10 protein-coding genes are annotated in these 21,016 nt (G+C 71.2%); 8 read left to right on the forward strand and 2 right to left on the reverse strand.

Annotation, left to right across the window (positions count from 1 at the left end; genetic code table 11):
- Position 1: 1 nt before the first annotated feature.
- Together PUW82_RS03145 and PUW82_RS03150 are read right to left on the reverse strand one after the other, a co-directional pair.
- Positions 2–1,288, reverse strand: a complete 1,287-nt coding sequence (locus PUW82_RS03145) for an ABC transporter substrate-binding protein (RefSeq protein ID WP_274220883.1) — start codon at positions 1,286–1,288, stop codon at positions 2–4.
- A 35-nt stretch (positions 1,289–1,323) separates the two neighbouring features.
- On the reverse strand, positions 1,324–3,498 hold the full coding sequence (locus PUW82_RS03150) for an alpha-galactosidase (protein WP_274220884.1): 2,175 nt from the start codon (positions 3,496–3,498) through the stop codon (positions 1,324–1,326).
- A gap of 116 nt (positions 3,499–3,614) precedes the next feature.
- On the opposite strand from PUW82_RS03150, the gene PUW82_RS03155 reads away from it, so the two are divergent.
- The 8 genes from PUW82_RS03155 (at position 3,615) to PUW82_RS03190 (ending at position 21,014) form a co-directional block, all read left to right on the forward strand.
- Complete coding sequence (locus PUW82_RS03155; protein ID WP_274220885.1) at positions 3,615–4,730, forward strand: ROK family transcriptional regulator; 1,116 nt, start codon at positions 3,615–3,617, stop codon at positions 4,728–4,730.
- A 153-nt stretch (positions 4,731–4,883) separates the two neighbouring features.
- Positions 4,884–6,995 (forward strand): acyl-CoA dehydrogenase family protein, encoded by a 2,112-nt coding sequence (locus PUW82_RS03160; protein ID WP_274220886.1) that lies wholly within the window; start codon positions 4,884–4,886, stop codon positions 6,993–6,995.
- Positions 6,996–7,067: 72 nt separating this feature from the next.
- Complete coding sequence (locus PUW82_RS03165) at positions 7,068–7,682, forward strand: DNA-3-methyladenine glycosylase I (RefSeq protein ID WP_274220887.1); 615 nt, start codon at positions 7,068–7,070, stop codon at positions 7,680–7,682.
- Positions 7,683–7,693: 11 nt separating this feature from the next.
- The gene (locus tag PUW82_RS03170) at positions 7,694–10,051 is read left to right on the forward strand and encodes an ATP-binding cassette domain-containing protein (protein WP_274220888.1); all 2,358 of its coding nucleotides are present in this window, start codon (positions 7,694–7,696) and stop codon (positions 10,049–10,051) included.
- Positions 10,052–10,220: 169 nt separating this feature from the next.
- Positions 10,221–16,292: an Ig-like domain-containing protein gene (locus tag PUW82_RS03175; RefSeq protein ID WP_274220889.1), complete on the forward strand. Its 6,072-nt coding sequence runs from the start codon at positions 10,221–10,223 to the stop codon at positions 16,290–16,292.
- Positions 16,293–16,345: 53 nt separating this feature from the next.
- Positions 16,346–17,317, forward strand: a complete 972-nt coding sequence (locus tag PUW82_RS03180) for an AAA family ATPase (RefSeq protein WP_274220890.1) — start codon at positions 16,346–16,348, stop codon at positions 17,315–17,317.
- Positions 17,317–18,729, forward strand: a complete 1,413-nt coding sequence (locus PUW82_RS03185; protein ID WP_274220891.1) for a DUF58 domain-containing protein — start codon at positions 17,317–17,319, stop codon at positions 18,727–18,729. The genes PUW82_RS03180 and PUW82_RS03185 overlap by 1 nt, the downstream gene beginning before the upstream one ends.
- Positions 18,729–21,014 (forward strand): transglutaminase-like domain-containing protein, encoded by a 2,286-nt coding sequence (locus tag PUW82_RS03190; RefSeq protein WP_274221733.1) that lies wholly within the window; start codon positions 18,729–18,731, stop codon positions 21,012–21,014. Before PUW82_RS03185 ends, PUW82_RS03190 begins: the two co-directional genes overlap by 1 nt.
- The last annotated feature ends 2 nt before the right edge of the window (positions 21,015–21,016 follow it).

The following is a 21,016-nucleotide window of genomic DNA, read 5'->3' on the forward strand; positions in this document are numbered from 1 at the left end:
CTCAGTCCTCCTCGGCCGGGGTGATGGTGCGGGCGGCGACCTTGCGCCACTCGTTGTCGAGGGTGCGCAGGGCTCCGTCGACGTCACCGTCGTAGAGGAACTGCTGCACGATGCCCGTCAGCGGTATGGCCGTCGGCACCTGGTGGTCGATGAAGCCGGTGATCCGCCCACTGTCGAAGTACGGCGCGATGGACTCGAGGGCGGGGTCGTCGCCCAGCTCGGCGCCGACGACCGACGGCACCATGGTCTGGGATGCCGCGAAGCGCTCGATCACGTCGGGCCGGAAGAGGAACTCGATGAAGCGCAGTGCCTCTTCCTTGCGCGGGGTGTCGCGGGCCATCGTCACCGTCACGTCCACGCCCGACACGAGCATCCGGTCGTCGGGGTTCTCGGGCACCGGGTAGGGGAAGATCGCCGCGTCGATGTCGGGGTTCACGGCCTTGACCGGGCTGAGCGCCCAGATGCCCTGCAGCATCATCGCCGCGCCGCCCCGCGCGAACAGCGCCGTGCTGTCGTCGTAGGAGGCGCCGCGGTAGCCCTCCTGCGAGTATGCGAACAGCTGCGACTGACGCTCCATGGTCTCGGGCAGCTGCTGCGCGAACGAGGCCGGAGCGTCGGGGCCGACGTTCTCGCCCGCTGACCGCATCGCGTCGAAGAAGCCGTCCTGGGTGGCGTACGCCCCGATGCCGTTCCACGACGGCATGGCCGTCCAGTTCTCGGCGAGCGAGGTGGCGAAGGGCGGGATGCCGCGTTCGACGAGCGTGTCGCACAGCGCGATGAGTTCGTCCCACGTCTCGGGCACCTCGAGGCCCTGCTCGGCGAAGAGGGCGCGGTTGTAGATGATCCCGTTGGCGTTGTTGACGTAGCCGAGGCTGTTGACCTCGCCCGGGGCGTTGCCGAGCTGCTCGAGGATGTCCTGCACGCCGGGGTTGATCGTCTCGAGCACCGGCTCGTCCGAGAAGTCGTAGAACACCCCGGCTTCGGCGAGCTTGCCGAAGTTGCCGTTGCCGTTGAGCGTGATGACATCGGGCGTGCGGTTCTTCACGAGCAGCGTCCGGATCAGCGTCTCGGCATCGGCGACCTGGTTCTGGACGACTCGGATGTCGGGGTTCTCGGCCTCGAACTGCGCGATGATCTCGGTGAAGTCCTCGAGGGCTTCTCCCTTGAACTGGAAGAAGTCGATCGTCGTCACCCCGTCGCCGGGGTTCGCGGCGCATCCGCCGGCTCCGATCATCAGGGCGGCGAGCCCGACGACGGCGGCGGCGGTGCGGATGGTTCGTCTTCTCATGGGGCGCGCCTCCTTGCGCTGGGGGGATGGGGGGATCAGACCGCGGAGATCTCGACGACGACGGCCTGCTGCGGGTTCTGCACCGGCGGGCGCACGCCCGTCACGGCGAGCTGGCGTCCGGTGAGCACCGTGTCGTGGTGGGCCCAGTCCAGCGGCGACTGCGCCGGGGTCTGCACGAGGCCGCCGGGGGTGACCAGCCGGATGCGGTACTCCGTCGCGTCGTCGAGACCGGGCAGTCGCACGCGGCCGGCGGGTGACGAGATGAGCGTCTGCGTCTGGGCGATGGTGAAGAACGCCGTGTTCCGGTCGGCGCCGACGACGCCGCGGACGTCGAGCCCGGGATCGGTGAGGTCGACGTTGACGAGGCGGCCGGTCGCGACGAGGGGGCGCACGCGCTGAGCGAGGGCCACCCATTCCGCCACCGCGATCGCGTCGGCATCCGAGATCGTGGTGACGTCCCATTCGATGCCGAAGTGTCCGAACAGGGCGACGGCGCCGCTCAACGCGAGCGACACGGTGCGCCCCGTGGAGTGCACGTGGGGCGTGGTCAGGTGCATGCCCATCATCTCGGGGGGCACCACGAGGGCGGTGTAGCGCTGGATCTCCAGGCGCTCGATGGGGTCGAGGCAGTCGCTGGTCCAGATGCGGTCGGTGCGGTCGAGGATGCCCAGGTCGGTGCGCGCGCCACCCGATGCGCAGCTCTCGATCTCGAGGCCCGGGTGGGCCGCCTTGAGCTCGTCGATCAGTCGGTACACGGCGAGCGTGTGCGCGTGCACCTGGCGCGCGCCTCCCGGACCGGATGCCGCGTCGACGAGGTCGCGGTTGTGATCCCACTTGATGTACGCGATGGGGTACTCGGCGAGGATCGCGTGGATGCGCTCGGAGATGTAGGCGTAGGCGCCCGGGTGTGCGAGGTTGAGCACCTGCTGCTGGCGGGCCGAGGGCGGCAGCTCGGCGCGTCCGCGGAACAGCCATTCCGGATGCTGCCGCGCGAGGTCGCTGTCGGGGTTGACCATCTCGGGCTCGAACCACAGGCCGAACTCCATGCCGCGGGCGACGACGTGGTCGGCGAGGGGATGCAGGCCCTGGGGCCACACGGTGTCGTCGACGTACCAGTCGCCGAGCCCGGCGGTGTCGTCGCGCCGCAGTCGGAACCAGCCGTCGTCGAGCACGTACCGCTCGACGCCGAGCCCGGCGGCCCGGTCGGCGAGCGCCATGAGCTTCTCGAGCGAGTGGTCGAAGTAGACCGCCTCCCACGTGTTCAGCGTCACGGGGCGCGGACGCTGCGGATGCTGCGGGCGGGCTCGCATGCCGGTGTGGAAGCGCGCCGCGAGCTCGTCGAGCCCGTCGCCCCACGAGCCGAGGAGCTCGGGCGAGGCGATCTCCTCGCCCGGGGCGAGGACGATCTCGCCGGGGCCGTAGAGCTCGCCTCCGGCGAGGAGGACGTCGCCGGTCGTGGTGCGGACCGCCGACAGGCGCTGGTTGCCGCTCCAGGCGACGTGGGCGCCGTGCACGCGCCCGCTCTCGAAGCCGAAGCCGGGGCGTCCGGCGGCCAGGAGCAGCGTGGCGTCGGCGCCGGGACGGCCGCGCCGACTCTCGCGCACGTGCGATCCGAAGGTCAGATCGTGGCGCTGCGCGGAGCGCTCGCGCAGGTGTCGCCCCGTCGTGTCGAGGATCTCGGCGGCATCCCACGGCACCGGCAGCATCGCCTGCAGCGTCTGGACCGTGTACGGGGTCGAGCCGGTGTTGCGCAGGGTGAGGCGGCTGCGCAGCAGGCCGCCGGCGCCGACGACGAGGTCGACGCGCAGGGCCAGCCCGGCCTCGTCGTCGGCCAGGTCGACGCGCAACGCGTCCGTGGAGACGACGGTGTCGCGTGCGGTGAACAGGGCGCTCGCGCCCTCGCCGTCGCGGTGTCCCTCCACCGCGGGGGTCTCGAGCCAGCCGGATGCCTCGGTCGGGGCGAGGGTCAGTCGGGCCGTCGTGTCGAGACCGCCCGAGACGCGCTGCTGCCGCGCCGCGATCGCGAGCGACTGCAGCGTGCGCTCCGAGGCGGTGCCGAGGTCCTCGCCCCAGTGCACGATCGCGGGGTGCGGCTGCGCCGCCAGGTCGACCACGACGCTCGTGCCGTCGCGGCGCAGATGGACGACGTCGCCGGCCGGTGCCGTCGTGGCGGTCGGGGCGTGAAGGACATCGTTGTCAGAGTCGAGCATGGGGTTAGTTCTACCATGAAAATAAAGAACCGCCCAGCGTGGTCATGGGACCGAAGTTCCCGCCAGTCAGCCCGGGCATTTGTGCCAGACTGGAACGAACTCGACAAGGAGTCACGATGAGCGACAACGAAGCCGCCCTGGCCCGCGCCGTCCTCATCCACGGTCCGCTGTCGCGACGCGAGCTCACGACGCGCCTCGGCCTGTCGCCGGCGAGCCTGACCCGGCTCGCCAAGCCGCTGCTCGACAGCGGCCTGCTCGTCGAGCTCGACGACGTCGCCGACGGCTCGATCGGCCGACCGTCGCGCCCGCTCGACATCGCGCCCAACTCGGGCAGCTTCATCGGTATGAAGCTCACCGGCGACGGCCTGTACGCCGTGCGCACCGACATCCGTGCCGACCTCCTCGCCGAACACGAGCGCCCCATCCCCGATCGTGATCCGGATGCCGTCGTCGGCGAGGTCATCGCGGCCGTCGCGGCGCTCGGTGCCGAGGGGCTCGTCGGTGTCGGTCTCGGGCTCGGCGGGAACGTCCACGACGGCGTCGTCCGCCACGCGCCGTTCCTCGGCTGGGGCGAGGTCGATCTCGGTCCGCGTCTGGAGCGGACGATCGGCGTGCCCGTCACGGTCGAGAACGACCTCGTCGCCCTCGCCGAGGCCGAGCGGTGGTTCGGTGCCGGTCGCGGCCTGCCGGGGTTCATCACGATCACGATCGGTGCGGGCGTCGGCTACGGCCTCGTCGTCGGCGGTGAGGTCGTGCGCACGCCCGACGCCATCGTCGGCACCGGCGGGCATCTGCCGCTCGACCCCTACGGCCCGCTGTGCTCCGAGGGGCACCGCGGGTGTTCGCAGGCGATGCTCTCCTCGGGGTCGATCGCGGCCCAGGTGTCTGCCGCGCTCGGCCGCCCCGTCGACTACGCCGAGACCCTGCGGCTCGCCGGTGCCGGAGAGCCCGCGGCTCGCGCCGTGGTCGCCGGCGCCGGGAGCGCTCTCGGCCGGATGATCGCGCTCGCGGCGAACCTCTCGCTGCAGGCGGACGTCGTCCTCGCGGGCGAGGGCATCGGGCTGTTCGCGCTGGCCGAGACCGAGATCCGCGATGCGATCCGCGCGGGGCGGTCCGCGGATGCCGTCGACATCGGGATCCACGTCGACGAGACGGGGTTCCGGGCGTGGGCGCGGGGTGCGGCGGCGGTGGCGATCCAGTCCGCGATGGCGCGGATGCAGGGCGCGCGCTGACCGCAGGGGCGAGCCCGGATGTCGCCGTCGCACAACGCGAGTCGCCGACGTGCCGGCATCCGCTTGTGCTGATCGGACAACGCGCTTGGCGACGCGTTGTGGAAGTTCTACCGTGAGAAGTACTCCGATCCTTCCGACGTCGAAAGGCACGTGATGACCGACGCCGCTGTTCGCCCCCAGAAGCCCGCAACCGCAGACCGCACCCCCGCCGGGGGAGCGCCTACCGCGCCCCGAACCGCCGACGAGGCGCGCGAAGCGCGCATCGACATCGACGCGGTCACCGACATGCTGCTCGGCACCTGGGCGCACACGCGCCGCGAAGCGCGCGAGATGATCAAGGACCCCGTGTTCTGGCAGATCCCCGGCGAGCCGATGGCCGAGCACCGCGAGCGCGTCATGGCGCAGCTGCACCTGCTCGCCGAGCGCGGCGCCGCGGGACGCGGCTACCCGAAGGAGTACGGCGGCGGCGGCGACAACGGCGCGAACCTCGCCGGCTTCCAGGAGCTCGTGCTCGCCGATCCGAGCCTGCAGATCAAGTCGGGCGTGCAGTGGGGACTGTTCGGTTCGGCGATCCACCAGCTCGGCACGAAGCCCCACCACGACGCGTGGCTGCGCGACGCGATGGAGATGCGCCTGCCGGGCGCCTTCGCCATGACCGAGACCGGGCACGGATCGGATGTCGCCGCCATCGGCACCACCGCGACGTACGACCCCGAGACCGAGGAGTTCGTCATCCACACGCCCTTCCGTGGCGCATGGAAGGACTACCTGGGCAACGCCGCGGTGCACGGTAAGGCGGCGACCCTGTTCGCCCAACTCATCACGGGCGGCGTCAACTACGGGGTGCACTGCTTCTTCGTGCCGCTGCGGGACGACGACGGGGCCTTCCTGCCCGGCATCGGCGGCGAGGACGACGGGGTCAAGGGTGGCCTGAACGGCATCGACAACGGCCGGCTGCACTTCGACCACGTGCGCATCCCGCGCACCAACCTGCTCAACCGCTACGGCGACGTCGCGCCCGACGGCACGTACTCGTCCGACATCCCGAGCCCGGGGCGCCGCTTCTTCACGATGCTCGGCGCACTCGTGCAGGGTCGCGTCTCGCTCGACGGCTCGGCCACGACCGCGTCCGCCCTGTCGGAATACATCGCCGTGACCTACGCCAACCAGCGGCGGCAGTTCGACTCGGGCGCCGGCACCGACGAGGTGACCCTGCTCGACTACGGCCGGCACCAGCGCCGCCTGCTGCCGCGCATCGCGCAGACCTACGCGCAGTACTTCGCGCACGACGAGCTGCTGCGGGCCTTCGACGGAGTGTTCTCGGGACGCACCGACACCCCCGAGGGGCGCGAGAACCTCGAGACGCTCGCGGCCGCGCTCAAACCGCTGTCGACCTGGAACGCCCTCGACACCATCCAGGAGTGCCGCGAGGCCTGCGGCGGCCAGGGCTTCCTCGCCGAGAACCGGATGGTCGGCCTGCACCACGACCTCGATGTCTACGCGACGTTCGAGGGCGACAACAACGTGCTGCTGCAGCTGGTCGGCAAGCGGCTGCTGAGCGACTACGCCAAGCGGTTCAAGGGCGCCGACACCGCCGCCCTCGCGAAGTTCGCCGCCGTCTCGACGGCGGGGCGCGTGTTCCACGGTGCCGGCCTGCGCCAGCTCGGCCAGTCGGTCGCCGACTTCGGGCTGACCGCGCGCTCGGTCGAGCTGGGCCTGCGGGCCGAGCAGCAGCACGAGCTGCTCACCGGCCGCGTCGAGCAGATGGTCGCCGACATCGCCGCAGCGCTGCGTCCGGCCGCGAAGATGTCGCAGGCCGAAGCGGCCGCGGTGTTCAACACGCACCAGTCCGAGCTGATCGAGGCCGCCCGGGCCCACGGCGAGCTGCTGCAGTGGGAGGCCTTCGCCGAGGGCATCAAGCGCGTCGAAGACGACGGCACGCGCCAGGTGCTCGTCTGGCTGCGCGACCTGTTCGGCCTGACCCTCATCGAGCGGCACCTCGCGTGGTACCTCATCAACGGTCGCCTGTCGGCGCAGCGCGCCACGGCCGTCAGCCGCTACATCGACCGGCTCTGCGCGCGGCTGCGCCCGCACGCTCAAGATCTCGTCGACGCGTTCGGGTTCGCGCCCGAGCACGTGCGCGCCCCGATCGCCTCAGGTGTCGAGACGCAGCGGCAGGACGAAGCGCGGGCCTACTACGCCGACCTCGCGGCATCCGGTTCGGCCCCCGTGCCCGAGAAGTCGGCGACGAAGCGCGAGAAGTGACGCACGCTGCCCCGGCGGATGCCCGCCGGGGCAGCGCTGTGCGTTGTCGGCGGGCCTCGCTAGCCTGACCTCATGGCGCACGACCTGATCATCGGACCCGATGGCCTCGCGCGCTGCGGCTGGATCGGCGACGACGCCGAGTACCGGCGCTATCACGACGAGGAGTGGGGTCGCCCCTTGCACGGCGACCGCGCGCTGTTCGAGAAGATGAGCCTCGAGGGGTTCCAGGCCGGTCTCAGCTGGATCACCATCCTGCGCAAGCGCCCCCGCTTCCGCGAGGTGTTCGCCGAGTTCGTCCCCGCGCGGGTGGCCGCCTTCGGCCCGGGCGACGTCGAGACGCTGATGCAGGATGCCGGCATCATCCGCAATCGCAACAAGATCGAGGCGACGATCGGCAACGCCCGCCTGCTGCTCGACACTCCGGAGGGCGAGCTCGATCGCCTCATGTGGTCGTTCGCGCCGTCGGGCCCGCGCACCCGGCCCGCCACGCTGGCCGATGTGCCGGCGGTCACGGCGGAGTCGGCGGCGATGAGCGCGGCCTTGCGGAAGCGCGGCTTCCGCTTCGTCGGGCCGACGACGATGTACGCGCTCATGCAGTCCGCCGGCATGGTGGACGACCATCTCGCCGGCTGCCATCGAGCCGCGACGCCCGCCGCCGCCGTGCGGCACGACACAACCGACAGCTGAAGGGGGAGAGCATGTCCGCAGCACCCGAAGGGCACGTGGCCGATTCGCACGAGGTGATCCGCGTGCGGGGCGCTCGCGAGAACAACCTCACGGGCGTCGATGTCGACATCCCCAAACGCCGTCTCACGGTGTTCACCGGCGTCAGCGGATCCGGCAAGTCGTCGCTGGTCTTCGGCACCATCGCGGCCGAGTCGCGCCGCCTCATCAACGAGACCTACCCCACCTTCGTGCAGCAGTTCATGCCGCAGCTCGGGCGCCCAGAGGTCGACGCGCTCGAGAACATCAGCCCCGCGATCATCGTCGACCAGGAGCGGATGGGGGCCAACGCCCGGTCGACGGTCGGAACGGCGACCGATGTGCACGCGATGCTGCGCATCCTCTTCAGCCGGCTCGGGCACCCGTTCGTCGGCTCGCCCCAGGCGTTCTCGTTCAACGTCCCGTCGGTGTCGGGCTCGGGAGCGGTCACCGTCGCCGTGGGAGCCGACGCGGGGCGCGAGGAGCGACGCTCGTTCCAGATCACCGGCGGGATGTGCCCGCGGTGCGAGGGCCTCGGCGAGGTCAGCGACATCGACCTCGACGAGCTCTTCGATCGCAGCAAGTCGCTCGCCGAGGGGGCGATCACGATCCCGGGCTACAACGTCGACGGGTGGATGGTCCGCGGGTTCACCGAGTCGGGCTTCCTCGACCCCGACAAGCCGATCGCCCGGTACACCGAGCAGGAGGTGCAGGACTTCCTCTACCGCGAGCCGACGAAGGTACGCATTCAGAGCATGAACATGACCTACGAGGGGCTCGTCCCGAAGGTCACGAAGTCGATGCTGCAGAAGGACCGCGACAGCTTGCAGCCGCACGTGCGCGCGTTCGTCGACCGCGCCGTGAAATTCATGCCGTGCCCGGAATGCGACGGCACCCGCTTGAACGCCGGAGCCCGTTCGTCGCTTATCGGCGGCGTGAGCATCGCCGATGCGGCGGCGATGCAGATCACCGACCTGGCCGTCTGGCTCGATGAGGTCGACGACCCGTCGGTCGCTCCGCTGCTGGCGGGCCTGCGCCACACCGTGCGATCGTTCATCGACATCGGTCTGGGGTACCTGTCGCTCGATCGCTCCTCGGGCACCCTGTCGGGCGGCGAGGCGCAGCGCACGAAGATGATCCGGCACCTGGGGTCGAGCCTGACCGACGTCACCTACGTCTTCGACGAACCGACCGCGGGGCTGCATCCGCACGACATCCAACGGATGAACGCGCTGCTGCGCGGTCTGCGCGACAAGGGCAACACGGTGCTGGTGGTCGAGCACAAGCCCGAGGTCATCGCGATCGCCGACCACGTGATCGATTTGGGTCCCGGCGCCGGCCGCCACGGCGGGCGGCTGGAGTTCAGCGGGGATGTCGCCGGCCTGCGGGCCTCCGGCACCCTGACGGGCCGCCACCTCGACCATCGCGCGGCGGTGAAGCCGTCGGTCCGCAGCGCCACGGGCACGGTGGAGATCCGCGGGGCGTCGCAGCACAACCTGCGCGACGTCGACGTCGACATCCCCCTCGGCGTGCTGACGGTGGTGACGGGTGTGGCCGGTTCGGGCAAATCGTCGCTCATCCACGGCAACCTCAGCGGTCGCGACGGGGTCGTCGTCGTCGACCAGTCGCCCATCAAGGGCAACCGCCGCAGCAGCCCCGCGACCTACACCGGTCTGCTCGACACCATCCGCTCGGCGTTCGCGAAGGCGAACGGCGTGAAGCCCGCGTTGTTCAGCGCCAACTCGCAGGGCGCCTGCCCCGCGTGCTCGGGGCTCGGGGTGATCGTCACCAAGCTCGGCATCTCGGCGTCGGTCGAGACCGTCTGCGACCTCTGCGAGGGCACCGGGTTCAACGACGAGGTGCTCGCCTACACCCTCGACGGACGCAACATCGCCGAGGTGCTCGCCTTCAGCGCCGCCGAGGCCGCCGATTTCTTCACCCGCGGGCCGGCCCATGCCACCCTTGCGCGACTCATCGACGTCGGGCTCGGCTACATCACCCTCGGACAGGCGCTCAACACCCTCTCGGGAGGCGAGCGACAGCGGCTCAAGCTCGCGATCTCGATGGCGGGCAGCGGCGCGATCTACGTGCTCGACGAGCCGACCACCGGACTGCACCTGGCCGATGTCGACAATCTGCTCGCGCTGCTCGACCGGCTCGTCGATGCGGGCAACTCGGTCGTGGTCATCGAGCATCATCAGGCGGTCATGGCCCACGCCGACTGGATCATCGACGTCGGGCCGGGGGCGGGGCGCGAGGGCGGCACGGTCGTGTTCACGGGGCCGCCGAGCGACCTCGTCGCCAGCGGTGACACCCTCACCGCGCAGCACCTGCGCCAGTACCTCGGGCGCTGATCCGCGCGGGCGCGACATGCACAGACGAGCAGTCGGTGCACATGGGGAGAACTCCCCATGCCAACGGACAAAAATGGCACCTCTCCTGGCATAAGGTGGTCGCAGTCCAACCAGCGCCCGGTTCCTCGTCCGGTGCGATGACCGACGCCTGCGGGGGGAGCCGAGACCGATGAAGTCGACCGCCTGGCTTCGAGCGCGTCCTCGTACCCTCGTCTCCGCCGGCATCGTCACGATCGCCGCCCTGACGATCGGCACGCTCGCCGTCGCCTACGAGGGCGAGCCGACGACCGAGGTCGACTTGCACGACGGCGGCGTCTGGGTCACGAAGCAGTCGAGCCTGCTCGTCGGCCACTACAACAACGAGTCGCGGGTGCTCGACGGCAGCCTGCGCACGACCGCCGCCGACTACGACGTCCTGCAGGCGGGCGCGCGGGTCATCGTCGTCGACGCCGACGGATCGGCCATGTCGGCCGTCGACCCCGCGAAGGTCGTGCTCTCGGGTACCGCCGAGGTGCAGCCGGGCGCCGAGATCGCCCTCGGCTCCGACACCGTCTCCGTACTCGATGCCGCGGGCGACCTGCGCACCGTGCAGTTCGCCGGTGTCAACGGCTTCAGCTTCGAGGGCAACGAGCCCATCGCCGAGCTCGGCGAGAACGCCACCGCCACGGTCGGCACCGACGGCACGGTGTACGCCGCGTCCGCCGAGGGAGCCTCGCTATACGCGTACGCGCCGATCGGCGACGGAACGGTCGCCCAGACCGCCGAACGCCGGCTCGACGGCATCCAGGCGGAGCACGCCCTGACGATCACGTCGCTCGGACGCACGCCGTACGTGCTCGACGAGGAGACCTCCGTCCTCTACGGCGGCGACGGTTCACAGACGACGCTGCCAGCGGATGCCGTGCTGCAGCGTCCCTCGAACGGTGCCGACGCCCTGACCGTCAGCACGCCGACCGCGCTGCTGAAGGTGAGCCCCGGCGGCGCGATCGCGACGGTCGAAGCCGGCGGCGAAGGCGTCGCGGCGGTGCCGGTCTCGGTGGGCGGCTGCTCGTACGGCGCATGGTCGGGCTCGGGCATGTTCGTGCGCGACTGCGTCGACGACGCCGACGACGTCGTGCAGCAGATCGAGGGCATCGACCCCGCGGCCCGGCTCGAGTTCCGCGTCAACCGCGACGTCGTCGTGCTCAACGACGTGTTCGGCGGCGCCGCCTGGCTCGCGAGCGAGAACATGCAGCGCGTCGACAACTGGACCGACATCACCCCGCCGGAGGGCACGGGCGACGAGGAGCAGGAGACGACGGAGGAGACCGTCGAGACCGCCCTGCCCGAGCGCACCGACCAGAACACCCCGCCCATCGCGGTCGACGACGCGTTCGGCGTCCGCCCGGGGCGGACGACCGTGCTGCCGGTGCTCTTCAACGACACCGACGCCGATGGCGACGTGCTCGTCGCCGAGGCGAACAACGACCCGGCGTTCGGCGAGATCTCGCAGATCCAGAACGGCGGGGCGCTGCAGATCGCCGTGCCCGAGGACGCCTCCGGGACGACGTCGTTCGCCTATACCGCGACCGACGGCCGCGGCGGCGAGGCTTCGGCGACGGTGAGTCTGACCGTCCGTGACGACGACGAGAACTCGCCTCCGGTGCAGCAGCGCGTCACCCCCGTCACTGTCGAGGCCGGCGGCACGGCGTCGTACAACGTGCTGACGGAGTGGATCGACCCGGACGGCGACGACATCTTCCTCAAGTCGGTGCAGGTCGACGGCGGCGACGAGGCCGACTTCACCTCGGACGGCCAGGTGACCTACCGCGCCATCGGCGCCGTGCAGGGCCGGAAGGACGTCCCGGTCGTCGTCTCGGACGGCACCGACGACGGAGCGGGCGTGCTGCGCATCGACGTCCGCCCGCCCGGAACGACGCTGCCCGTCACGAACGCCGACCACGTCGTGACCCGCGTGGGTCAGGCCGTGACGGTCTCGCCGCTCGCCAACGACACCAGCGCCGGGCGCGAGCCGCTGCGGCTGACCCGCGTCGACGAGGTCGAGGGCGCGACCATCCAGCCCGACTTCACGGAGCAGACGTTCACGTTCACCTCGGACGCCGTCAACACCTACTACGTCGACTACCTCGTCTCGGCGGGGCCGAACAGCGTTCCCGGGCTCGTCCGCGTCGACGTCCTGCCCGCCGCCGACACGAGCCTGCCGCCGGTCGCCGTCCGCGACGTCGCGCTGCTGCCCACCGGCGGCGACGTGCTCGTGAACGTCCTGGGCAACGACACCGATCCCGCCGGCGGCATCCTCGTCGTCCAGTCGGTGACGGCCGAAGCAGGCAGCGGCGTCAACGCCGCCGTCCTCGGGCACGAGACGGTCCGCATCACCGACCAGGGGTCGCTCAGCCAGCAGGCACGCGTGTCGTACACGATCTCGAACGGCGAGCAGTCGGCGAGCGGCGAGATCGTCGTCATCCCGATCCCCGCCCCCGACCGGCTGCGGCCGCCCGTGGTCAACAACGACACCGCGGTCGTCCGCGCGGGGGATGTCGTCACGATCGACGTCCTCGCGAACGACTCGCACCCCAACGGCGACACCCTGCACGTCGCGCCCGATCTGGTGCCGCCGCTGATCGACGAAGCCGACGGTCAGGTCTTCGTGTCGGAGGACAAGCTGCGGTTCCGCGCGGGTGCCGAGGCGAAGACGGTCAACGCCACGTACGAGGCGGTCGACAGCTCCGGCCAGCGCGCCGGCGCCTACGTCACGATCCAGATCCTGCCGCGCCAGGACGACGCCAACGCCGCACCGCGTCCGCGCGACCTGACGGCGCGCACCCTCAGCGGATCGAAGGTCACCATCCCGGTGCCGCTCGACGGCATCGACGAGGACGGCGACTCCGTCGAGCTCATCGGCATCGCCAGCTCGCCGGGCAAGGGCCGCATCGTCGAGACCGGCTCGAACACCTTCGTCTACGAGGCGTTCGACACGAGCGTCGGGTCCGACTCGTTCACGTATCGCGTCCGCGATCGCCTGGGCAAAGAGGGCACCGCCCGCATCCAGGTCGGCATCGCGCCGCCCGAGGCGACGAACCAGGCGCCCTACGCCGTGAAGGACTCGGTCGTCATGCGTCCGGGGCGTCAGGTGGCGCTCTCGGTGCTTGAGAACGATTCCGACCCCGACGGCGACCAGTTCGGGTTCGCCGCGGACGCGCTCGAGATCCCCGACGTCGACGGGCTCGACGCCGAGGTGTCGGGCGAGCAGATCATCATCACGTCTCCCGACGTGCCGATGAACACCAGCATCCAGTACACGATCGAGGACGCGCGGGGCCTCACCGCGACCGCCCCGGTGCAGATCACCGTCGAAGAGGACGTACCGCTGCAGCGGCCGATCGCCCGCGACGATCGGGTACGGGCCGAGGACGTCGACGAGAACGGCGTGGCCGAGGTCCCCGTGCTCGACAACGACGACGACCCCGACGGCACGCGCGCGGCACTCGGTGTGACGCTCGGCGAGGGCGGCGAGAACGCGACCCTGCGCGCCAACGGCACCGTCTCGGTGCAGCTGACCGATCAGCGCCAGCTCATCACCTACTTCATCACCGACGAGGACGGGCTGACCGCCGCGGCGTTCATCCACGTCCCCTCGCTGAACGAGCTGCCCCCCAGCCTCATCACGACCGAGGGCCTCGTCGTGCAGAGCGGCGAGACCGTCGAGCTGCCGCTCGTCGAGTACGTCAAGGCCTCCGGTGGCCGCGACGTCGTCGTGACCGAGGCCGAGAAGGTCACGGCCGCCCACGCCGACGGAGCCTCGCTCGTCAAGGACGAGCGCACGCTGGTCTACACCTCGGCGGCCGACTACTTCGGCCAGGACGCGCTGACCTTCGAGGTCACCGACGGCACGGGTCCCGACGATCCCGAGGGCCGCAAGGCGACGCTGATGATCCCCATCACCGTCACGCCGCCCGACAACCGTCCGCCGACGATGATCGGCGCCGAGATGCAGGTCGCCCAGGGCGAGGACGCCCAGACGCTCGACCTCCGCGCGCTCGCGACCGATCCCGACCCCGACGACGCCGACGCGCTGCGCTTCGCCCTCGTGGGCTCCGCTCCCGACGGGCTGACCGCCGGCGTGGACGGCTCCGTGCTGTCGGTCTCGGCCGACTCCGATCTCGCCAAGGGCACGACGCTGCCGGTCCGCGTCAGCGTCACCGACGGCGAGACCGAGCCCGTCGAGGCCGCGATCACCGTGACCGTCACCGCCTCGTCGCGGCCGCTCGCCACGGCGAACGACGACGTCATCGACCAGGCCGACCAAGGCGCGACCGTCTCGGTGCCCGTGCTCGACAACGACGTCAACCCCTTCCCCGGTGAGCCGCTGACCGTCGTCGGCGCGTTCACCGAGACATCGGGAGCCAACGCGGTCGTCGCGGGCAACAGCGTCCAGGTGACCAGTCGCGACGACTTCGTCGGGACGCTCGTCGTGCGCTACCGGATCGCGGATGCCACGGGCGACCCCGACCGCGAGGTGGAAGGCCACATCCGCATCACGGTGCAGGGCCGCCCCGACGCCCCGGGCAAGCCGACGGTCACGAGTGTCGAGAGCCGAACCGTCGTGATGTCGTGGTCGCCGCCGATCGACAACGGCGCGTCCATCACCGGCTACAGCGTGCGTTCGACCTCGGGCGGCTACGCGAAGGAGTGCCGTTCGACGACGTGCACGCTCGACGGCCTGACGAACAACGTCGAGTACAACTTCGTCGTCACCGCGACCAACCGCGTCGGCGAGTCGGACCCGTCGCTGCCGTCCGAGACCGCTCGGCCCGACCAGCGGCCCGAGACGCCGAACCCGCCGAACCTGGCGTTCGGCGACCGCAGCCTCGACGTGTCATGGGCGGTGCCGCGCACCGAGGGCTCGCCGGTCGAGAGCTACAGCCTGCAGATCTCGCCCGCTCCGCCCTCGGGCGTCGCGGAGAAGACCGGCGTGACCGGCACCTCCATCACGTGGGACGGGCTGCAGAACGGCATCTCGTACCAGGTGCGCGTCCGCGCCCACAACCGTGCCCCCGAGCCGTCGAGCTGGAGCGTGTGGTCGCAGTCGATGGTCCCGGCGGGCCGTCCCGATGCTCCCGCCGCGCCGACGACGCAGCGCATCGATTCGGTCGGGGCGCGCTCGCAGATGCAGGTCAACTGGGCCAAGCCCAATGACAACGGCGACGCGGTCGCCGGCTACCAGCTGCAGGTGCGCCGCGGCGGCGCCGTCGTCAACACCATCGACGTGCCGGCCGGGCAGACGAGCCAGGCGGTGACGGTCGACACCTCCACCACCGACTACACGTTCATCGTGCGCGCGCAGAACAAGGCGGGCTGGGGTGACTGGAGTGGGGCCTCGGCGCCACGCCGCGCCTTCACGCCGCCGGGCGCTCCGACCGGCGTCGCGGCCGCGGAAGGCGACAACCGCGTCACCGTGTCGTGGGCGGCGGGTCCGCTCAACGGCGCGAACCCCGGCGAGGTCGCGTACCAGTACTCCGTCAACAACGGCGGCTGGCGCTCGGACTGGGTGTCGGGCGGCAACGGCGGTTCGGGAACGATCGGCAACGGACAGGTCAACAACAACGGCGCCTACTCCGTCCGCGTCCGCGCCGTCGCGACGGCCGACGGCTCGCGCTACGAGGGCGAGCCCTCGGGGGCGTCGAACCAGGTCGCGCCGTACGGTCAGATCGGCAACCCCTCCGCCAACGCGACGCGCGACGGCAACCGGGTGACGCTGTCGTGGAGCTCGCCGGCACGGAACGGCCGCGACATCACCACCGAGATCCGGGTCAACGGCGGCGGCTGGCAGCGCGTGGCTGCGCAGGGCTCGAACTCGCAGGGCGATGTGGGCTACAGCAACACGCAGACGATCGAGGTCCGCACGTCGGCCGCCGGCAGCAACACGACCTCGGCATCCGCGTCCGTCCGCACCCCCGACGCCCCGCCGCCCCCGAAGCCGCGCGCGTACCTGACCAAGGGGTCACCGGTCGGCGGTTGCGTCAACGGGTGCTACTACTTCGTCATCAACACCGAGAACTTCCCGGCGGGCAGCTACCAGGTCGACTGCATCAGCAACGGCCGGGCGTTCAACGACTACAAGGGGCCGTTCCGCCTCGAGGCGAAGGGCGCGACGCAGATCACCTGCCACCTCGGCGCCGACGGTAACGAAGCCTGGGCCACCATCCGCGGCTGGGGCGACACCGAGCACACGCGCTGGTAGCGAGCTCCCGGCATCCGACGCACCGACACATCACGAGGAACGAGAACGAACGAATGAGCATGACACCCGAGCAGGCAGCGTGGTTCCGCGACACCTTCGCGCGCCTGATCGACAACGTCGACGCGGCCCTGCTCGGCAAGCGCGAGGTCGTGGCGCTCGTGCTGTCGGCGATGCTCGCCGAGGGCCACGTGCTGCTCGAGGACGCCCCCGGAACGGGCAAGACCAGCCTCGCGAAGGCGATCGCGGCGAGCGTGCAGGGCACGTCGAGCCGCATCCAGTTCACTCCAGACCTGCTGCCCTCCGACGTGACCGGCGTGACGATCTACGACCAGCAGAACAAGCGCTTCGAGTTCCACCGCGGGCCCGTGTTCGCGTCGATCGTGCTCGCCGACGAGATCAACCGCGCGTCGCCGAAGACCCAGTCCGCGCTCCTGGAGGTCATGGAGGAGTCGCGGATCACCGTCGACGGCGTGGCGCACGAGGTGGGCCGCCCGTTCCTCGTGATCGCGACGCAGAACCCGATCGAGCAGGCCGGTACCTACAAGCTGCCCGAGGCGCAGCTCGACCGCTTCATGATCAAGACCTCGATCGGCTATCCCACCCTCGCGGTGTCGGAGCGCATCCTCGTCGGCGCCGTCGACCGCAACCCGTCGGCGAGCCTGAAGCCCGTCATCACGACGCGAGCCGTGGGCGAGATGGCCGACCTCGCGGCCACCGTGCACATCGATCCCGTCGTCGCCCGCTATGCCGCTCAGCTGGTGGAAGCCACCCGCGAGGCGTCGGCCACGCGGCTGGGCGTCTCGGTGCGCGGGGCCATGGCGATGATCCGCATCGCCAAGGTCTACGCCGCCGCCCAGGGACGCCACTATGTCGTGCCCGACGACATCAAGCTGCTCGCGGTGCCTGTCTGGGCCCACCGGCTCGTGCTCGATCCCGAAGCCGAGTTCACCGGCACGACGCCCGAGACGATCATGACCAACGCCCTCGCGGATGTCGAGGCGCCGCTCGCGCGGGCAGACGCCTGATGACCACACCCCCGGCCGCTCCGACCTCGGCGCGCCGTGCGCTGCGCGGCCTGCGTCGGGGCGGCAGCGGCGGCGGTGACGTCGAGACCGGGACCGTCGGCTCGACGACGCGCGACGCCGATGCGACCGTTCGGGTCGGGGCGACCACCCCCGCCGCGGAGGCGGCGCCCGTCAACGCCGAGACGCCCTCGCGTGCCGTCCTGGTGCGCGAGCGGCTCGAATCGTGGTGGGGCGTCGCGCGACGTCGCATCAACGCGGTCACGCGCACGATCCGGCCGCTCGGGTGGGTGCTGCTGACGGCGACCGCTCTGCTGTGGATCGTCGCGGTCAGCTTCGGGTGGCAGGAGATGATCATCGCCGCCGTCATCCTGACCGCGATCATCGTGATCAGCGTGCCGTTCCTGTTCGGCGGCACCGCCTATGACGTCGACCTCGACCTCACCCGCACGCACGTCGTCGTCGGTGAGCGCGCGATCGGCGGGCTGACGCTCGTCAACGGCACCGCACGGTCGATCCTGCCCTCGCGCGTCGTGCTGCCGGTCGGCTCGGGGCGCGGCGAGTTCGATGTGCCGCGGCTCGCACCGCAGGCCGTTCACGAGGAGCTCTTCGCCATCCCCACCACCGCGCGCGGCGTCCTCGCCGTCGGACCGGTCAGCGTGCTGCGCGGAGACCCCCTCGGCCTGTTCGAGCGCAGCAGCGACCGGCGTCAGGCGGTCGATCTCTACGTTCACCCGCGCACCACACCGCTCGAGGGGCTCTCGCTCGGCCGTCTGCGCGACCTCGAAGGCCTGCCCTCGACGCAGCTCGCGAGCGACGACGTGTCATTCCACGCCCTGCGCGAGTACCAGCCGGGCGACGATCTGCGCCACGTGCACTGGAAGTCGACCGCGCGCGTCGGCGACCTCATGATGCGCCAGTACGAGGAGACCCGCCGGTCGCACTTCGTCCTCGGGCTGTCGACGTACGCCGGTGACTACCGCGACCCCGACGAGTTCGAGCTCGCCATCTCGGCGGCCGGGTCGCTCGGGCTGCGGGCGCTGCGCGACTCGCGCATGCTCGAGGCTCGGACGCAGCGGGGTCCGCTGCGCACCCAGGGTCCGCGTCGCCTGCTCGACAACCTCGCGGCGCTGACCCACTCGCGTCAGCGCGACGGCGGCATCGTCGCGCTCGCCGGCACGATCGCCGCCACCTCGTACGACGTCGCGATCGTCGTGCTCTTCTGCGGTTCGGGCGTCGACCCCGCCGAGCTCAAGCTCGCGTGCTCGCGCCTGCCGAAGGGCGTGCGCGCCCTCGCGGTCGTCGCGGACGCCGCCGTCGAGTCGCCGGTGCTGCGCCGCGTCGGCGATGCCGATGTCATCTCGATCAGCGCCCTCGACCAGCTGCCGCCCGCCATCCGGAAGGTGCTCTCGTGATGTCGCCCGCCACGCGGCGCCTCGTGCTCGACCTCGTCGCCGTCGTCCTGCTGCTCGCGGTGCCGGTCCTCGGCTTCGGCCCGAGCTTCGACGGCGCGGGTCACCTGCTCGCCGGGTTCGGCGCGATCGTCCTCGGCGTCGGGATCGCGTGGCTGTGCGCGCGCCGCCGCTGGGGCGTGCTGCCGACGGCGGGGCTGACGGTCGCGGCGTACTTCCTGTTCGGCGGTGCCCTGGCCCTGCCGCACACCGCGCTCTTCGGCGTCATCCCGACTCTCGACACCTGGACGCAGCTCGCGCTCGGCGCCGTGCAGTCGTGGAAGCGTCTGCTCACAACCGTCGCCCCGGTCTCTCCCGGCGACGGCCACCTCATCGTGCCGTTCCTGCTGACGCTCGTCGCCGCGGTGCTCACCGCCTCGCTGGCCCTGCGACTGCGTCAGGCGGGGTGGGCGCTCATCCCCGTCACCGCCTTCCTCATCGGCCAGATCCTGCTCGGGATGACCGAGCCGGCGGTTCCGCTGCTGCAGGGCATCGTGTTCGCCGTCGTCGCGGCGGTCTGGCTCGCGCTGCGCCAGGCGTGGGATCCGGGTCGGGCCGCCGTCCGCATCGAGGCGACGGCGGTGTCGGATGCCGCGACGGTGCGCCACTCGCGCGTGCGTCGGCTCGTGTCGGGTGCCGCGGTCGTGGCGGTCGCCGTCGGCGTCGGTGTGGCCACCGCCGCCGTGGCGAGCCCGCCGAGCACGCGTTACGTGCTGCGCGACATCGTCATCCCGCCGTTCGACGTCAAGCAGTACGCGAGTCCGTTGCAGGCGTTCCGCGGTCTCGTCCGCGACGACGCCGAGACCCCGCTGTTCACCGTCGAGGGGCTGCCCGAGGACGGCCGGATCCGCCTGGCCACCATGGATGCCTACAACGGCATGGTCGTGAACGTCTCGGACGAGGGAGCGGGCTCGTCGAGCTCGTTCACCCCGCTGCGATCGAACATGTCGCCCGACGCCGAGGGCACGCGGGCGCAGCTGCGGTTCGAGATCGACGAGTTGGGCGGCGTCTGGCTGCCGGATGCCGGTGCCGTGCGCTCCATCGAGTTCTCGGGCGACCGTGCCGACGATCTGCGCCGCACCGCTCATTACAACGACGCCACCGGGACGGCGGCCGTGACGGCCGGCCTCGCTCCGGGGGTCACGTACACCGTCGACACCGTGTTCCCCTTCGTGCCGAGCGATGAGGCGCTCGCCGACGCGGAGTTCGCTCCCGTGAAGATGCCGCAGCAGGACGGCATCCCCGAGGGCCTCTCGCAGCTCGCGACCGACGCCGTCGGCGACGCCGACACCCCGATCAAGCAGGCGCGGGCGCTGCAGACCTGGCTCGCGACCGACGGCTACTTCAGCCACGGGCTCGAGGACGATCCGTATTCGCCGTCGGGCCACGGCGCGGCACGCATCATGAGCTTCTTCGGCGGCGACGAGATCATCGGCGACGACGAGCAGTACGCCGTGGCGATGGCGCTGCTGTCGTCGCAGCTGGGCATCCCCGCCCGCGTCGTCATGGGATGGCACCCCGACGAAGGCGAGGCGGGCGGTGAGTTCGTCGCCACCGGCGACAACGTCCACGCCTGGGTCGAGATCGCCTTCGACGGGTTCGGATGGGTGCCGTTCGACCCGACGCCCGACGAGGACAACGAGCCGAACGAGCAGACCACCACCCCGCGCGCCAACCCCAAGCCGCAGGTGCTGCAGCCGCCGCCGCCCGCGCAGGAGCCGGCCGAGCTGCCGCCGGCGATCGCGAACGACCGCGACCAGGAAGAGGAGGACGACGCCGGTTTCGACTGGATCGGCGCCATCCTGATCCCCGCCGGCATCGGCATCGGCATCCTGGCCGTGCTGTTCGCGCCCTTCGTCATCATGGGCGCGATCAAAACGGCGCGCCGGACCAAGCGCCGCAACGCCGAGCGCCGAGCCGACCGCATCTCGGGTGGGTGGGACGAGCTGGTCGATCGCGCGGTCGACCTCAACGCTCCCGTCGCTTCCGGCGCGACCCGGACCGAGAGTGCCGCGGTCGTCGCGACGACGATGGCGCGACCCGAGGTGACCGATCTGGCCGGCTCGGCGGACGCACGGGTGTTCGGTCCCGGCGAGCCGACCGACGCGGACGTCGAGGCGTTCTGGGACGAGGTCGACGCTATCGTCGTGGGCATGAGCGGACAGGTCTCGGTGTGGCGCCGGCTGCGTGCACGCCTGAGCCTGCGCTCGCTGCGCCGCCGTCGGATGCCGCGGGGCGGTGCCGCGTGACC

Source organism: Microbacterium thalli (assembly GCF_028737325.1).
GTDB lineage: Bacteria > Actinomycetota > Actinomycetes > Actinomycetales > Microbacteriaceae > Microbacterium > Microbacterium thalli.

What these genes read in the sequence shown, in the direction of transcription:
- PUW82_RS03165 (WP_274220887.1), top strand. Translation starts at nt 7,068, where the DNA reads ATGGCGCACGACCTGATCATCGGACCCGATGGCCTCGCGCGCTGCGGC.
- PUW82_RS03170 (WP_274220888.1), top strand. Translation starts at nt 7,694, where the DNA reads ATGTCCGCAGCACCCGAAGGGCACGTGGCCGATTCGCACGAGGTGATC.
- PUW82_RS03190 (WP_274221733.1), top strand. Translation starts at nt 18,729, where the DNA reads ATGTCGCCCGCCACGCGGCGCCTCGTGCTCGACCTCGTCGCCGTCGTC.
- PUW82_RS03145 (WP_274220883.1), bottom strand. Translation starts at nt 1,288, where the DNA reads ATGAGAAGACGAACCATCCGCACCGCCGCCGCCGTCGTCGGGCTCGCC.
- PUW82_RS03150 (WP_274220884.1), bottom strand. Translation starts at nt 3,498, where the DNA reads ATGCTCGACTCTGACAACGATGTCCTTCACGCCCCGACCGCCACGACG.
- PUW82_RS03155 (WP_274220885.1), top strand. Translation starts at nt 3,615, where the DNA reads ATGAGCGACAACGAAGCCGCCCTGGCCCGCGCCGTCCTCATCCACGGT.
- PUW82_RS03185 (WP_274220891.1), top strand. Translation starts at nt 17,317, where the DNA reads ATGACCACACCCCCGGCCGCTCCGACCTCGGCGCGCCGTGCGCTGCGC.
- PUW82_RS03180 (WP_274220890.1), top strand. Translation starts at nt 16,346, where the DNA reads ATGAGCATGACACCCGAGCAGGCAGCGTGGTTCCGCGACACCTTCGCG.
- PUW82_RS03175 (WP_274220889.1), top strand. Translation starts at nt 10,221, where the DNA reads ATGAAGTCGACCGCCTGGCTTCGAGCGCGTCCTCGTACCCTCGTCTCC.
- PUW82_RS03160 (WP_274220886.1), top strand. Translation starts at nt 4,884, where the DNA reads ATGACCGACGCCGCTGTTCGCCCCCAGAAGCCCGCAACCGCAGACCGC.